Origin of the sequence: Cryobacterium sp. TMT1-3 (assembly GCF_004402315.1) — a bacterium.
GTDB classification, from domain to species: Bacteria; Actinomycetota; Actinomycetes; order Actinomycetales; family Microbacteriaceae; genus Cryobacterium; species Cryobacterium luteum.
This window is the reverse complement of sequence record NZ_SOFW01000035.1, coordinates 102,889-117,605: the sequence shown is the minus strand read 5'-3', so window position 1 is coordinate 117,605 and position 14,717 is coordinate 102,889. Positions and strand designations below refer to the sequence as shown.

The following is a 14,717-nucleotide window of genomic DNA, read 5'->3' as shown; positions in this document are numbered from 1 at the left end:
CGGGCATCCGTTTTAGGGGCTACAGCTGGGCCATAATCTGCCGGGCGATGATGCGACCGGCCCGGTTGGCACCGACCGTGCTGGCCTGCGGACCGTACCCGGCGAAGAAGATGCGCGGGTCGGTGAAGGAGACACCGGAGCCGATGGCGACGCCGCCGGCCTTCTCCCGCAGTTTGAGCGGGGCCAGGTGGCGCAATTCCGGCCGAAAACCGGATGCCCACACGATCGCGTCCGCCTCGGTGAAGGTGCCGTCACTCCAGCGCACACCGGTCGGTTCGATGCTCGAGAACATGGGGCGGGCCACAAGCAGCCCCCGGTCAATGCCGGCCGCGATGCGGCGAGTGACGGGCACGCCGGTGCCACTGACGATGCTGGGGAGGGCGCTGCCGGCGCGAGCCGCGCGATCCTGCTGCATCACGGCCGCCACGGCGGTCACCTCGGCGAGCTGGTCGGTGTGGCTGAAGTCGATCGGCCGTCGGGACACCCAGGTCAGTTCGCTCGCGACGCCCTCAAGCTCGAGCAGGAAGCCGATCGCCGAGGTGCCACCGCCCACCACAACCACCCGTTGACCGGCGAACGCGTCGCTTGACACGTAGTTCGCCGTGTGCACCTGCGTGCCCATAAATGTACTCGCGCCCGGGTAGTGCGGAACGAAGGGTGCACCCCACGTGCCGGTCGCGTTGACGATCAGGCGCGCATCGGTCTTCTGGTCCCCGAAAACGGTCGAACTCGTGTCCACGACCAGTGTGGACTGTATCGGCATCACTCTCGTCACGGTCACCGGGCGCACCACGTTCAACTCATAGTGCTGTTCGTAGTCGCGGTAGTAGTCGCTGACGACGTCCCGCGCCGGCAGATCATGATCGGCCGTGTCGAAGCTCAGTCCGAGGTCTTTCATGCCGGGAAGGTCGTTGACCCGGTGTGCCGATCCGAGGTGCAGTGCCTGCCAGCGGTGCTGCCAGGCACCGCCGGTGCCCGGGCCGCGGTCGAAGATGATGAAGTCATGGCCGGCCACGAGGTCGAACCGGCGCAGGTAGTAGGCGACGGACAGCCCGGCCTGGCCGGCTCCGATGATGACGATGGGCACGCTGACATTGCCCGTCATGCCACCCCATTCCTACGGATTAGCCTTGCGAACGACGTCCGCGGGGCGCAAGGCCCACCATGCTAAACTAAACTCTAGTTTTTACACATTCCGTTCGGCAAATCCCGAGGGTCTCGCGACTCGCTCGGCCTGGCATCGTAAGGGGGTCACGCATGGGGCGCGGCCGTCAAAAAGCAAAGCACACCAAGGTAGCTCGGGAGCTGAAATATTTCAGCCCGGATACCAACTACAACGCGCTCGAACGCGAGCTCACCGGGCATCCGTCCGACCCGCGCCTCGACGAGGACCTCGCCAAATGGCCGGAGTACGAAGCGGACAAGGCCCGGAAGGCTGCGAGCGACGGTGCCGGCGATTCCGCTGATGATGACGACGATCCCGACGACGACGACCGTTACGTCGATCACTACGCCCCCGAAGACGAGAAGAAGCGCGCCTAGGCCGCGGCGGCGGGTGGCGGCGTCCGCTTGCGGCGGCGACCACTGCGTCCGTTCGCGGCATCCGTTTGCGGCACACGTTTACGCTGCCGCAATGTGTCGTCGCCGCGGTTCGTCACTCAGTGGCTACGCTGCCGTTCGTGGCGCGCGCACCCGGCAGGCCATCCGCGCCAGCTGCGTGAGCCAACACCTACAGAAAACTACCGCGCTAACGTAGGCGCGTGCCATAACCGGCCGAAGCGCCAGACGGGCCCGGGTCAGTTCGCGTAGGCCCCGACGAGACGAACGGCGCCGCCGTTGACACCCTTGGCACCCTGCTCAAACCCGGTCAGGTCGTGTGCGGCGCGCGAAACGCGGCCGGTGACCCAGGCGGGAATGCCGCTCGTCGCCAGGCGGGCGATGACCGATGAAGCGGATGCCGCGTCAACGACCGCGAACATGCCCACTCCGAGGTTCCAGGTTCCCTCCGCGCTTTCCAGCGTGGAGCCGGCCATGTCGCCGAGCACCCGGAACACGGGGGCGGGCGACCAGGTGGACCGGTCGACCTCGACCCAGGAGCCGACGGGCAGCACCCGGGCGAGGTTCGCCGCGATACCGCCGCCGGTGACATGGCTGAGCGAGTGAATGGCGCCGGCCAGTTCGGGATCGTTGATCACGTCGAGCAGCGGGCCGGTGTACAGGCGGGTCGGTTCGAGCAGAACCTCACCGACCATGCCGCCGAGTTCGGCTGATGTGTCGGTGTAGCCGATGCCGCGCTGCGCCAGAATGTGGCGCACAAGCGAGTAGCCGTTGGAGTGCAGGCCACTGGAAGCCATGGCGATGACAACGTCGCCGGCGACAACCTTCTCAGCGCCGAGCACCTGGTCGGCTTCGACCACACCGGTGGCCGCGCCCGCCACGTCATAGTCGTCCTGGCCCAGAAGCCCCGGATGTTCGGCGGTTTCGCCGCCGACGAGGGCCGTTCCGGTCTCGGAGCAGGCCCGCGCGATGCCGGCGACGATGGAGGCGATGCGCTCGGGCACGACCTTGCCGCAAGCGATGTAGTCGGTCATGAACAGGGGTCGGGCTCCGACGACGATGATGTCGTCGACGACCATGCCGACCAGGTCTTGCCCGATGGTGTCGTGCTTGTCGATGGCCTGCGCGATGGCGACCTTGGTGCCGACACCGTCGGTTGACGTGGCGAGCAGGGGCTGGCGAAACTTGGTGAGGAACGACACGTCGAACAGTCCGGCGAAGCCTCCGACGCCGCCCCAGACCTCGGGGCCGTGTGTCTTCGACACGGCTGACTTCATGAGTTCGACCGCGAGGTCACCGGCGCGGGTGTCGACTCCGGCTGCTGCATAGGTTGCGTTGGAGGAGTTACTCATTCTGGTCTTCCCGGGTCACCGAACGGCACCTGGCCCAGGCGGGCGAGGGGTTCTTCTTTGCGTGCGGCGAGTGCCAGCACGGCTTCCAGATCAGAATCCGGGCCGGGGTCGCATCCGTTCGACGCCGTCGGTCGTTCGAGCAGGTTCTTGCCGAGGTGCTGCGACTCGGGCAGCGCGATCGGGTAGACGCCGGTGAAGCAGGCGGTGCACAGCCGTTCTCGTGGCTGCTCGGTGGCTTCGATCATGCCGTCTTCGGAGAGATAGCCGAGACTGTCGGCACCGATCGACTGGCGCACCTCGTCGATCTCGAGGCCGGTCGCGATGAGCTCGGCGCGGCTGGCGAAGTCGATGCCATAGAAGCACGGCCAGGTAATGGGCGGGCTCGAGATGCGCACGTGCACCTCGGCCGCTCCGGCCTCGCGCAGCATGCTCACGAGGGCGCGCTGGGTGTTGCCGCGCACGATCGAATCGTCGACGACGATGAGCCGCTTGCCCTTGATGACGTTCTTGAGGGGGTTCAGTTTCAAGCGGATGCCGCGCTGCCGGATGGTCTGAGACGGCGCAATGAAGGTGCGCCCAACGTAGGAGTTCTTGACGAGCCCCTGGCCGAACGGGATGCCCGACGCCTGCGCGTAGCCGATGGCGGCCGGGGTGCCGGACTCCGGGGTGGGGATGACGAGGTCGGCCTCAACCGGATACTCCGCGGCGAGCTTGCGGCCCATCTCAACCCTGGCCTCGTGCACGCCGCGACCCGCGATGGTGGTGTCGGGCCGGGCGAGGTAGACGTATTCAAAGACGCAGCCCTTGGGCTCGGCCTTCGCGAAGCGCTGCGTGCGCAGCCCGTTTTCGTCGATGGTGATGAGTTCACCCGGTTCGACCTCGCGCACGAAGCTCGCGCCGACGATGTCGAGGGCGGCGGTCTCGGAGGCGACGACCCAGCCGCGTTCGAGGCGGCCGAGCACGAGCGGCCGCACGCCCTGGGGGTCGCGGGCCGCATACAGGGTGGTTTCGTCCATGAAGACGAGGCAGTACGCGCCGCGGAGGCGCGGCAGCACCTCGAGCGCGGTGGCTTCGAGGGTGTGGTCGAGGTCACCGGTGAGCAGAGCTGTGACGACGGCGGTGTCGGTCGTGTTGCCGCGGGCGAGTTCACCGTCAACCTGCGGATAGCGTTCGCGCACGAGCTGCAGCAGCTCGGCGGTATTGGTGAGATTGCCGTTGTGGCCGAGGGCTACCGTTCCGCTCGAGGTGCGGCCGAGGGTGGGCTGGGCGTTCTGCCAGCTCGACGAACCGGTCGTGGAGTACCGGGTGTGCCCGACGGCGATGTGCCCGAGCAGGGTGCTCAGCGAAGCCTCATTGAAAACCTGGGAGACCAGTCCCATGTCTTTGTAGATGAGAATCTTACTGCCGTCGCTCGTGGCGATGCCGGCCGATTCCTGGCCGCGGTGTTGCAGGGCGTAGAGGCCGAAATAGCTGAGTTTGGCTACCTCTTCGCCGGGAGCCCAGACACCGAAGACCCCACAAGCATCTTGTGGGCCCTTCTCATTGGGAAGGAGATCGTGATTTAACAGTCCGTCGCCACCGGGCAAGCCGCAGCCTCTTTACTTCTCGTTGAACGCTTGGAAATCATCGTTGGGGGTGCCGGAGCCAGGCTCAGCGGTACGCATGTCGTTGGTATTGATGTCGCTCGTCCCCAGTCTATCGGCGACGACCGACACGTTCGAGCGCCCGATGACGCGGTCGATCACGAGGGCGACGACCGCACCGAGGGTCGTGCCGAGGGCGAGTCCGCCGAGCAGCAGGAAGCCGAAAATCTGCGCCCGGTCGTACTCGTCGTTCTCGGGGAAGGAAATCGTGAGAATGAGGGCCAGCAGCACACCGACAATGGCGCCGAGCAGCATGAAGTTGCGGTACCGCGGAGCGCGATGCACGGTCACCGTCGTCTCCGCCAGGAGCATCTCGCTGGCTGTCGCAGTGTCGGCGGCGGTGTCGGCGGCGGTGTCGGCGGCGGTGTCGGCGGCGGTGTCGGCGGCGGTGTCGGCTGACGGGTCTTGGGGTTGCTCGGCCTGGGGCCGCTCAGAAGAACTCACCCCCGTATTATCCCATGGGCAGATGCGAGACTGGCTCTATGAACACGATTGCGGTACTCGGAAGCGCCAACATGGATCTCGTCGTACGCCAGTCGCGCCTCCCCTTGCCCGGAGAGACCATATTCGGTACCGGTTTCAGCACCGTTCCGGGCGGCAAAGGGCTCAACCAGGCGGTCGCCGCAGCCCGGCTCGGCGGCGACGTCACCTTTCTGGGCGCGGTCGGAGCGGACGCCTACGGAACCGAGCTGCGTGCGCTGCTGGTGGGCGAGGGCATCCGCTCTGCCGAACTGGCGACAGCGGATGCCGCCACCGGTACCGCCCACATCTCCGTCGTGGACAGCGGCGAGAATTCCATCGTTGTGGTGTCGGGGGCCAATGCCACGGTCACGACCCTGAGCGTGGAGCAGCGCACGGTCGTTGCCGATGCGGCCTTTCTGGTGATGCAGTGCGAGCTGCCGACCCGGGTGCTGGTCGAGGGGGTCGCGCTCGCTCGCGCGGCCGGGGTGTTCACCGTGCTGACACCGGCGCCGGTGGTGCCGCTGCCGGCCGGTTTTCTGGCCTCGGTCGACCTCGTCGTGCCGAACCAGGGTGAAGCCGCCGAACTCACCGGGGAAAGCGACCCGGTGCGCGCGGCCGAGCTGCTCAGTGCCGAGGGCAGCTGGGCGATCGTGACGCTGGGTTCGGAGGGGGCGGTCGTGGCCTTCGACGGCGAAGCCCTCGGCCTCGCGCCGGCCCGCCCGGTGACGGCAATTGACACCACCGCGGCGGGCGACACCTTCGTCGGGGCGCTCGTGGCGCAATTGGCTGCGGGGTACCTGCGCGGCACCGCGGTTACCTCCGACCAGATGATCGAGGCCGTGCGCTATGCCACGGTGGCGTCCTCGATCGCGGTGACTCGCGCCGGAGCAACCACCTCGATGCCGACCAAAGCCGAGGTCGACGCGATCCTCGCGTAGCCCGGGGTCAGGCCCGGGTGCGCACCACGCGAATGGTGACCAGGGCGATTGCCGCGGCGGCAACGGCACCGAGCAGGATCAGCGCCAGGGTCCAGATGTTGAACGACGCGACAGCGTCGACTGCGACCCCAGCCACGACATCGCCGTCATAGCCGAGGCTGTCGGTGCCGGCGTGCGGGGCTGTGGCGGCAGCATCCGTTGGTGCAGCGGCGATCTCGGCGGCGAGCGCTGCGCCCGCCGCGTCGGCGAGTGCCTGCGAAGCAGCCGTGAGCACGGCCGGAACCACGACTCGCGCCGAGGTGTTCGGCGCGGTGGGCGCCGAAACGTTCGGTGTCGTCACCGCGGGTACCGCTGCCTCCGGCACCACGACCGGCGCCGTGACGGTCAACGTGCGCACCTCGGAGTAGGCGGTGGCTCCATAGGGGTCTGCGGAGTAGGCATACCAGCCGTGGGTGCCGACGCCCGGGTTCCAGCTCGCGGTCACCGTCACGCCGCTTGTCACCGTGTCGAAGGCGGCGATCGCGGTGGTCGACAGGATGTCGACGGTGAAGGCATCCGTTGCGAGGGATTTCTGCATCGACGTCATACCGAAGGCCGCGTAGGGCACCGTGAATTCCTGGTGCTCCAGGTCGAGGGTGGGGTCGTCGGAGTTGTAGACGTCGAGGTAGGGCGAGTAGGTGCGCACGCTGATCTGCTCGGCGGCGTTGTCGAAGTGCAGCAGCCGCAGAAAGGACTGCCCGCCCTCCGGCAGGCCCTGGTAGTCGAACAGCATCTGGTAGACCGAGCGGTCGGGGGTGCCGTCGCCGTTGTCGTCGAACTGATCGATGCGGGTGAACGCGTCGTGGTAGTGCCCGGAGAAGACCATGGCCACGTTGGCGTTGGGGGCGACGACCTCGTCGTAGATCTGCTGCGGCACCGCCCCCAGGCCGCCGGTGGTGAGCATGTACTCGTGCAGGTTGAGGATGGCGGTGCGCTCGGGGTACTGGGCGAGCACCTCGTTGAGCCAGGCGATGCCCTCCGCGCTCGGCGCCCAGCCGAGGTAAAGCATGATGAAGTCGATTCCGCCGGCCGTGACCAGATCGTAGTGGCCGCGGTTGTCTTCGAAACTGCCGCCGTACCAGGGGTTGGCTTCGTAGCGTTCGGCCCCGAAGTTGGCCTTGTACGCGGCATAGTCGGCGTCTTTCTGGCCCACATCGTGGTTTCCGGCCAGCACGCCGTAGGGTAGCTGGGCGTCGTCGAGCATGCTGTACGCCGCGTTGGCGTTGGTCCACTGGTGTTCGTCTTCGAAGTTGTCGACGATGTCGCCGGTGTGGAACAGGTACTGCAGGTTGACGGCGGCGCGCTGCTCGAGCAGGTAGTCGTGGATGTCGAGCTGGCGCTGGTAAAACGTGTCGTTGTAGTACTGCGTGTCGGATTCCACGGCGAGTGTGAAGTCGTAGTTCGCCCGCGCCGTGTCGTTCACGTTGTTGACCGGCAGGGTGCTCGACCGGTCGGACAGATCGGCGCCGGCGAAGCCCTCGGAGTGCTGGATCAGCACGGTCATGACCTGATTCTGCACGTGGTCCAGTGCCGGCACCATGGCGTCGAGGGTGAACGCGGTCGCGCCCTCACCGATGGTCACGTGGCGATCGAATTCTTCCCAGGCACCGGTGGTGAGATTCTGCACGTAGAGCAGCACCTTGGCGTCGGCGTTCGCGGTGCCGTCCCAGCGCACCCGCGCGGTGAAGTCGGCGCCGGCATCCGTTGGCACGTCTACCTCGAACAGCTGGTAGGGAAACTGTGAGTCGGAGGTGCTCGGCGAGGTCGCGCCGTCCAGTCGCGCCATGGCGGTGACCTGATCATCGGTCAACAGGGTCTTGGCAGACCGATCGGTGACGTCGGCGATGGCGGTGGTGCCCGAGTAGGCGCGCACGTTGCTCTCGGCAGCGGATGCCGTGAATCCCCGCCGCAGGGTGACGTTCAGTTGGTCACCGGTCGGGTCGGTCGCCCGCGCCGTGAGGTCGAGCGGTCCCTCTTCGACGACCGCACCGTTGAGCGGCGTGATCAGTTCGTTGCCGGGTTCCTCGACCGGGGTGGAGAACACCGTGCTGCGCTCACCGACGTTGCCGACGTTGTCCGTGGCGGTGAGCAGCAGGGTGTGCTCGCCGTCGGCCAGCTGGATCGACGAGGTGGCATAGGGCAACTCGATGGGCCGGCCGTCGAGGGTCGCGACGAGCGTGTCGAAGCCGGCGCCGGCATCCGTCGCACCGCCCTCGATCATGAAGTCGCCCTGGTACAGCTGGCCGGCGATGGCGGATGTCGTGACGGCGGGAGCCGTGTTGTCGACCGTGACGGCGCGGGTCACCGAGTCGACGCCGTTGCTCGCGAGTACGGTGTGCGCGCCGTCGGCGACCGCGGTGGTGTCCCAGGCATGAGCGACGGCCATGTAGGCGTCACCGGGAATCGTGAAGCTCGAGTTGTAGAAGTCGAGCTTGCCGGCGCTGTCCCCCATGTTGAGCGCCAGGCTGGGATCGGTGTAGCCGGCAGGCTGCAGGCTACGGCCGTCGGGAAGCACGAGGCGCGGGTTGCGAATTTGAAAGTCGTCGTTGTTCTCGTTCGGGTTGATCTCCGGGGCTACCTTGGAGCCGGCCCAGACGCTGACGACGAGGTCTTCCCCCTGCGTCAGGTAGGTCAGCGGCACCGGCGTTGCGATGGTCTCCCAGCCCTCGGGAATGCCGTCGTCGAAGATGCGCAGCACGTCGGTGCCGATGAGCACACCGTTCTGAAAGAACGTGTTCACGGCGGTGACTTCGAACACGAACTGGGGTGCGAACTCCAACTCGGGATTCGTCGGCACGGTCTGGTCGTCGATGCTCAGGGTCATACCGTCGGTGCTGCTGTCGCCGGCGGCCGACACCGTCGTACTGCCGGCGACGAATTGGCTGTCGGTGAGGTTGAGGCGCACCGGGGAGTTGTCGACCCCGGTGAGGTCGACCCGCTTTGTCGGGGAAGTGGTCTCGGTGCTGCCGTCGCTGGCCGTGAAGTAGTACTCGTACCAGCGCTTGCCGGTGAGGTCGACCCGCTGCAGGTCGTACTGGTAGCCGTCGACGCCGTCGGTCGACAGATTCATCGTCAGGAATTCGGTGTCGATATTGCTCTTGAGGTGCAACTCGACGGTACGCGCCTGCACATCGTCGGTGACGGTGGCCGCCAGAGCGAAGTTGTTGGCCGGATCAATTTCACCGAGCGTGTGATCGACGATCATCGGTGACGTCGTGTCGGCGGCGACAGTCTTCGCCTCGCCGGGTACCTGCGCCGCGAACACGGTACCCGGGGTGGCCGCGACCTTGCCCAGGTTCAGCTGACGTCCCGGGTTGCTGCTGTCGTTGCCGTACTGGATCCCCTTGTTGGCATCGACGTCGTCAGCGCCGGCGAGGTTGTAATAGGCCGAGTTGACGCTGAAACCGGTATTGGTCAGGATCTCGACGCCGCGTGGCGAGCCGTTGGCCAGGCCGCCGGCGAAGACCTCGACCAGGTCGGCTCCTGGGGTTAGGTCCGAGCCGAAGCGACTGTTGAATTGGGTGGCGGTGAGCGTGTCGTTCTGGCCGTTCTTGATCCAGAACACGAGGTTGCCGCCTGGTTTGATCACCACGTCGGTGGGGGTGCTCGGCCAGCGCACGGTTGAGCTATTGGTGAGGTCCGCGAGCGGATACAGGTAGTTGAGCGTGTAGTCCGCGAAATTGATGGGGCTGGCGGTGGCGTTGTAGACCTCGATGAACTCGTAGCCGTCGGCCGAGCCGACATTGGTCGTGTCCGGCGTGATCTCGGTGATCTGCAGCGAGGCCGGAATCGCCATTTGGCTGGCTGCCGTGGCCGACACTGCTGGGGCGATGGCGCCCGCTCCGCCGATCAGCAACACGAGGGCCAACGCGGTCAGGGACGGACGGAACGAACGGGAGAGAATGCGCACTGAGCAGGCCTTTGTTTCATGGGCGGTCTCGCTCAAGCTAGGTGTGTCGCGGGTCCGGTCCGTGACGTGCCGGTGAACGGACGGGGCTTCGGCGAATCACTCTGCGTATGGGGGGGGGTACGGCGCACAACTGCGGAGCTGACAGGTAAATCGGGTTCTGGAAGGCTGAATCAGGAGGAATTGCTGTTTTTTTCGCAGGTTGGTACGCGCTGGGGCACCGGCAGCACCGGCACGTGTCCGGTGAGATCCGCCCGGGCGCCGGAAGCGTGGATGGCGCCGCTCGCCAGACCGTCGGCCCACGATAGGGCGCCGGTGGCGAGTCCGAGCCAGGTGGCGGCATCCGTTTCGATGACGTTCGGCGGGGTACCGCGGGTGTGGCGGGGGCCGGCGACGCACTGCACGGCGCCGAACGGGGGCACGCGCACCTCGAGGGTGTTGCCCTCGGCCTGTTCGGCGAGCAGTTGCAGGGTGTAGCGCACCGCCTGCGCCCGGATCTCTCGGCTCGCGCTGGCGCCAGCGCCGAGCGCCGCCCGTACCGCGACCCGGCCGGCTCCATCGTCGATGCGTGCTCGTGCCATGGCTCCAGTCTGCCCGATCGGGCGGGCCCGAGGCATCGGGTAGCCTGAGACGGTGAAAATTCTGGTCCTTGGTTCCGGTGCCCGCGAGCACGCCATCATCACCGCGCTGCTTCGTGAGGAGCCGCAGCCGAGCGTTACGTGCGCCCCCGGCAACGCCGGTATCGCCGACGCGGTGCCGGTCACTGCACTCGACCCGAACGACCCGGTCGCTGTGACCGATTACGCGCTGCTGCACGGCGTCGAACTCGTCGTGATCGGGCCGGAGGCCCCCCTCGTCGCCGGCGTCGCCGACGCCCTGCGCGCCCGCGGCGTGGCCGTGTTCGGGCCCGACAAAGCCGCCGCCGCGCTCGAGGGCAGCAAAACCTTCGCCAAACGCATCATGGATGAGGCCGGCGTTCCCACCGGCCGTGCCGTACGCGCCGGCACCCTCGCCGAGGCTGAAACCGCCCTCGACGAGTTCGGCGCACCCTACGTGGTCAAGGCCGACGGCCTCGCCGCCGGCAAGGGCGTGCTGGTCACCGACAACCGCGACGCCGCCATCGACCACGCAACGTTCTGGCTCGAACACGGCAGCGTCTTGGTCGAAGAATTTCTCGACGGACAGGAGATCTCGCTCTTTCTGCTCAGCGACGGCGAGAACGTTCTGCCGCTGTCGCCCGCCCAGGACTACAAGCGCGCCCTCGACGACGATGCCGGTCCCAACACCGGCGGCATGGGCGCTTACTCGCCGCTGCCGTGGCTCGACGCCCAGTTCGGCAGTGAGAACGCCTTCGTCGACGAGATCATCGAGACCGTCGCCCTGCCGACGGTGCGCCAGCTCGCCGCGGAGGGCACCCCGTTCGTCGGGCTGCTGTACTGCGGGCTCATTCTGACGGATGCCGGCATCCGCGTCATCGAGTTCAACGCGCGTTTCGGAGACCCCGAGACGCAGGTCGTGCTGCCGCGCCTGGTCACGCCGCTGTCCGGCCTGCTGTTCGCCGCCGCGACCGGTACGCTCGGCGGCCTGCCCCGCCCGGTCTTCTCCGCCGAGGTGGCGGTCACCGTCGTGCTGGCGAGTGAGAACTACCCGGAAACCCCACTCACGGGCCGGGAAATCACCGGGCTCGACGCCGCCCTGGCCGTGGACGGCGTGACGATCGCCCACGCCGCGACCCGGGTCGACGGCGGCACGCTCGTCTCGACCGGCGGACGGGTGCTCAGCGTCGTCGCCGTCGGCGACTCCTTCGCCGAGGCCCGCGCCCGCGCCTACGAAGCCCTCGGGCACGTGTCCCTGGCCGGCGCCCACTTTCGCACCGACATCGCCGCCCGGGTGGCCTGACTCGACCCAGACGGGTGCGCCGCCCGCGTCGCCCGCGTCGCCCGCCCGTTCGCGCGTGCCATCCCGCCTCGTGGTGGCCAAATCAGGAAAAACGTGCTGCTCGGATCGGGGAAGCCCGGAACCATGCGGTCTTCCACCCATGGCGGCCTGGATTTCCTGAATTAGCCACCGAAAATGGGCGTAGCAGACCCGATCACACGCTCTGACGCGCGCGATCTTCGTGGGAGACACCCCCGAGCATGCGGGAGAATGAACGGGTGAGCCAATCTGAGTACGAGTCCCCCGCATCCGCCGTCGCACTCGACGGGTGGGCGCCCGTCTACTCGGGCAAGGTACGCGACCTTTATGTTAAATCTCACGATGGTGAACAAACGGATGCCCCCTCCCTCGCGACCGCTTCGCGGGTTCTCGTGGTCGCGAGCGACCGGGTCAGCGCGTTCGACCACGTGCTCGAGCCCGGTATCCCCGGCAAGGGCGAGCTGCTCACCACCCTGAGCCTGTGGTGGTTCGACCGGTTGACCGACGTTCCCAACCACCTCGTCCCCGATCACGAACCGGTCGGCGGCACCGTGCGGGAGATCATTCCGGCGAGCGTTGCCGGGCGGGCCATGCTCTGCCGCACCCTGAACATGTTCCCGATCGAGTGCGTCGTGCGCGGCTACCTCACCGGCAGCGGCTGGAAGGAATACCTCGAAACCCAATCGGTCTGCGGCATCAAACTGCCGGAGGGTCTGCAGAACGGTGACCGCCTGCCCGAGCCCATCTACACTCCCGCGTGGAAGGCCCCGATGGGCCAGCACGACGAGAACATCTCGTTTGAACGCACGGTCGAGCTGGTCGGGCCGACCATCGCCGCCGAGCTGCGCCGCCTCTCCCTCGCCCTGTTTCAGGCCGCCGGCGCCATCGCCGAGCAGGCCGGCGTCATTCTCGCCGACACCAAGTTCGAGTTCGGCGCCGACCGGCAGACCGGCGTGACGGTGCTCGCCGACGAGGTGCTCACGAGCGATTCCAGCCGCTACTGGGACGCTGAAGCCTGGCGCACCGGAACCACCCCGGAGGCCCGCATGGCGAGCTTCGACAAGCAGATCGTGCGTGATTGGCTCGCCGCACACTGGGACGGCGCCGGCGTTCCGCCCGAACTGCCGACCGAGATCGTCGAGCAGACCGCAGCCCGTTACCGTGAACTGCTCGAGCGCCTCACTGGCGTCTGAAGCTCGAACGGGGGGCAGGCGCGACGTGCGCATCGCGGAATAGCCGGAGCGGCAGCGCAGTTATGCCTGCTGTGACTCTCACTGCGAAAGACCTGCTGGCCGCCGACACCGGAATGGGCGCGGTGACCCTGCGCGTGGGCAACCTCGACGCCATGATCGCCTACTATCGCGACATCGTGACCCTCGAGCTGCAGAGCCACGACGGCCCCGTCGCCGTGCTCGGCCGCGGTCACGTTCCACTCGTAATTTTGCAGCACGCCCCCGAGCTCGCGGCCGCGGAGCCGCGCTCGGCCGGGCTGTACCACACGGCCATTTTGTTCGACACGCAGGCCGACCTCGCCGCCGCCGTGTATTCGATCGGCACGAAATCCCCAGGAACCTTCACCGGCAGCGCCGATCACCTGGTCAGCCAGGCTTTTTACTTCACCGACCCCGAGGGCAACGGCATCGAACTGTACTGGGACCGCGATCGCACACAGTGGAGCTGGACCCACGGCCAGGTCGAAATGGCTTCGCTCTACCTCGACCCGAACGCATTCATTTCTGAGCATATGTCACAGGAACCCAGCGCCGGCCACGCCATCGTCGGCCACGTGCACCTCTCGGTCGGCGATGTTGCGAGTGCCCGTGAGTTCTACGTCAACCGTCTCGGCTTCGAGGCAACCGCGAACTTCGGCCCCTCGGCCCTGTTCGTCTCGGCCGGTGGCTACCACCATCACATGGCCATGAACACCTGGGAGAGCTCGGGCAGCGGCAAGCGCCGCCTGGCCCTCGGGCTCGGCGAGATCAGCATCATCGTGCCGACCACCGACGATATCGGTGCCTTGGGCGAGCGGATGACCCACTACGGAGTCGACACCCGTCACGACGGGCAGACCCTCAACTTCGACGACCCGTGGGCCAACCGCATCCTGGTGCGCGCCGCGGACCACACGAACGCCGCCGCAGACCCGGTCGCGACGCCCTGAACCTCAGCGGGCGGCGCGCGCCGCCCGGCGGGTGAGGCCGTGCACGGTGGCCTGGTAATCCTTCACGTTGAGCGGCCGGCCCGGCAGCTTGGACCGCGGCGCGTCGGCCGCGCGCAGGCCGTCGAGCACGATGGAGAGCTGCCGCCGCCACTGGCCGGCGTAGCCGTCGCCGAGGCTGCCGAGCGATCCGACCATGGTGACGAGCACGGCGAGGTCGACCGCGTCAACATCGCGGCGCAGCGTGCCGTCCTTCTTGGCGCGGGCCACAAGGCTCGCGATGAAACCGTCGAACTCCGCCGCCGGCCGCGCCGACGGGTCTAGCCTGGCCATGCGCCGCAAGATCGGCGGCAGCGAGGGGTCGGCGACGAGCCATTCGGCGACCCGTTCGGTATAGACGACGAGCGCGTCCCACGCGGTGGGCGCAGCCTCGATCTCACCGCGCACCGCGTGCAACTGCGCGAGGGCGAGGTCGTAGAGCGCGCGCACGAGGTCGTCGCGGGTCGGAAAGTTGCGATACAGCGTGGCCACGCCAACTTCGGCCTGGCGGGCGATGGCCTCGAGTGAGGCATCGACGCCGTGCTGCGCGAGCAGGGTGCGCGCGCTGAGGATCAGTCGATCACGGTTGAGCCGAGCGTCCCGGCGCCGGGGTGTAACCGGGGCAGTCCTCTCGGGTGCAGCCGGAACCGGCACGCCCTCCTGGGGCTTTCGGGTGGGCGAGGTCATACGCTCCAGTCTAGAACT

General features: G+C 67.4%; 12 protein-coding genes. 5 read left to right on the top strand and 7 right to left on the bottom strand.

Annotation, left to right across the window (positions count from 1 at the left end; translation table 11 throughout):
• Positions 1-19: 19 nt before the first annotated feature.
• On the bottom strand, positions 20-1,105 hold the full coding sequence (locus E3O25_RS12215) for an NAD(P)-binding domain-containing protein (RefSeq protein WP_092110281.1): 1,086 nt from the start codon (positions 1,103-1,105) through the stop codon (positions 20-22).
• Between the two features lie 152 nt (positions 1,106-1,257).
• On the opposite strand from E3O25_RS12215, the gene E3O25_RS12210 reads away from it, so the two are divergent.
• Positions 1,258-1,542 (top strand): DUF3073 domain-containing protein, encoded by a 285-nt coding sequence (locus E3O25_RS12210; RefSeq protein WP_092110283.1) that lies wholly within the window; start codon positions 1,258-1,260, stop codon positions 1,540-1,542.
• Positions 1,543-1,796: 254 nt separating this feature from the next.
• Here E3O25_RS12210 and purM read toward each other — a convergent pair whose 3' ends face one another.
• Genes purM through E3O25_RS12195 form a run of 3 tightly spaced genes read right to left on the bottom strand, consistent with a single transcriptional unit; the run spans position 1,797 to position 4,996 of the window.
• Positions 1,797-2,909, bottom strand: coding sequence for a phosphoribosylformylglycinamidine cyclo-ligase (purM, locus tag E3O25_RS12205; RefSeq protein WP_092110285.1), 1,113 nt, complete (start codon positions 2,907-2,909; stop codon positions 1,797-1,799).
• Entirely contained in the window at positions 2,906-4,495 is a 1,590-nt protein-coding gene (gene purF, locus E3O25_RS12200; protein ID WP_092110287.1) for an amidophosphoribosyltransferase, read from the bottom strand. The genes purM and purF overlap by 4 nt, the downstream gene beginning before the upstream one ends.
• A 12-nt stretch (positions 4,496-4,507) precedes the next feature.
• Entirely contained in the window at positions 4,508-4,996 is a 489-nt protein-coding gene (locus E3O25_RS12195; protein WP_134361266.1) for a hypothetical protein, read from the bottom strand.
• Positions 4,997-5,034: 38 nt separating this feature from the next.
• Here E3O25_RS12195 and E3O25_RS12190 point away from each other — a divergent pair, with 38 nt between their 5' ends.
• Positions 5,035-5,952: a ribokinase gene (locus E3O25_RS12190; RefSeq protein WP_134361265.1), complete on the top strand. Its 918-nt coding sequence runs from the start codon at positions 5,035-5,037 to the stop codon at positions 5,950-5,952.
• Between the two features lie 7 nt (positions 5,953-5,959).
• On the opposite strand, the gene E3O25_RS12185 is transcribed toward E3O25_RS12190, so the two are convergent.
• Positions 5,960-9,901 (bottom strand): lamin tail domain-containing protein, encoded by a 3,942-nt coding sequence (locus tag E3O25_RS12185; RefSeq protein ID WP_134361264.1) that lies wholly within the window; start codon positions 9,899-9,901, stop codon positions 5,960-5,962.
• Between the two features lie 170 nt (positions 9,902-10,071).
• The gene (locus tag E3O25_RS12180; protein WP_134361263.1) at positions 10,072-10,479 is read right to left on the bottom strand and encodes a sterol carrier family protein; all 408 of its coding nucleotides are present in this window, start codon (positions 10,477-10,479) and stop codon (positions 10,072-10,074) included.
• 52 nt (positions 10,480-10,531) lie between these two features.
• Here E3O25_RS12180 and purD point away from each other — a divergent pair, with 52 nt between their 5' ends.
• The 3 genes from purD to E3O25_RS12165 all read left to right on the top strand — a co-directional run bounded on the left by purD (position 10,532) and on the right by E3O25_RS12165 (position 13,976).
• On the top strand, positions 10,532-11,797 hold the full coding sequence (gene purD, locus E3O25_RS12175) for a phosphoribosylamine--glycine ligase (protein WP_134361262.1): 1,266 nt from the start codon (positions 10,532-10,534) through the stop codon (positions 11,795-11,797).
• A 239-nt stretch (positions 11,798-12,036) separates the two neighbouring features.
• Positions 12,037-13,008, top strand: a complete 972-nt coding sequence (locus E3O25_RS12170; RefSeq protein WP_092110297.1) for a phosphoribosylaminoimidazolesuccinocarboxamide synthase — start codon at positions 12,037-12,039, stop codon at positions 13,006-13,008.
• Positions 13,009-13,070: 62 nt separating this feature from the next.
• Positions 13,071-13,976, top strand: coding sequence for a VOC family protein (locus tag E3O25_RS12165; protein WP_241988580.1), 906 nt, complete (start codon positions 13,071-13,073; stop codon positions 13,974-13,976).
• Positions 13,977-13,979: 3 nt separating this feature from the next.
• Here E3O25_RS12165 and E3O25_RS12160 read toward each other — a convergent pair whose 3' ends face one another.
• Positions 13,980-14,699 carry a TetR/AcrR family transcriptional regulator gene (locus E3O25_RS12160; protein ID WP_092110298.1) on the bottom strand — a complete coding sequence of 240 codons (720 nt, stop codon included), beginning with the start codon at positions 14,697-14,699 and terminating at the stop codon, positions 13,980-13,982.
• Positions 14,700-14,717 lie beyond the last annotated feature (18 nt).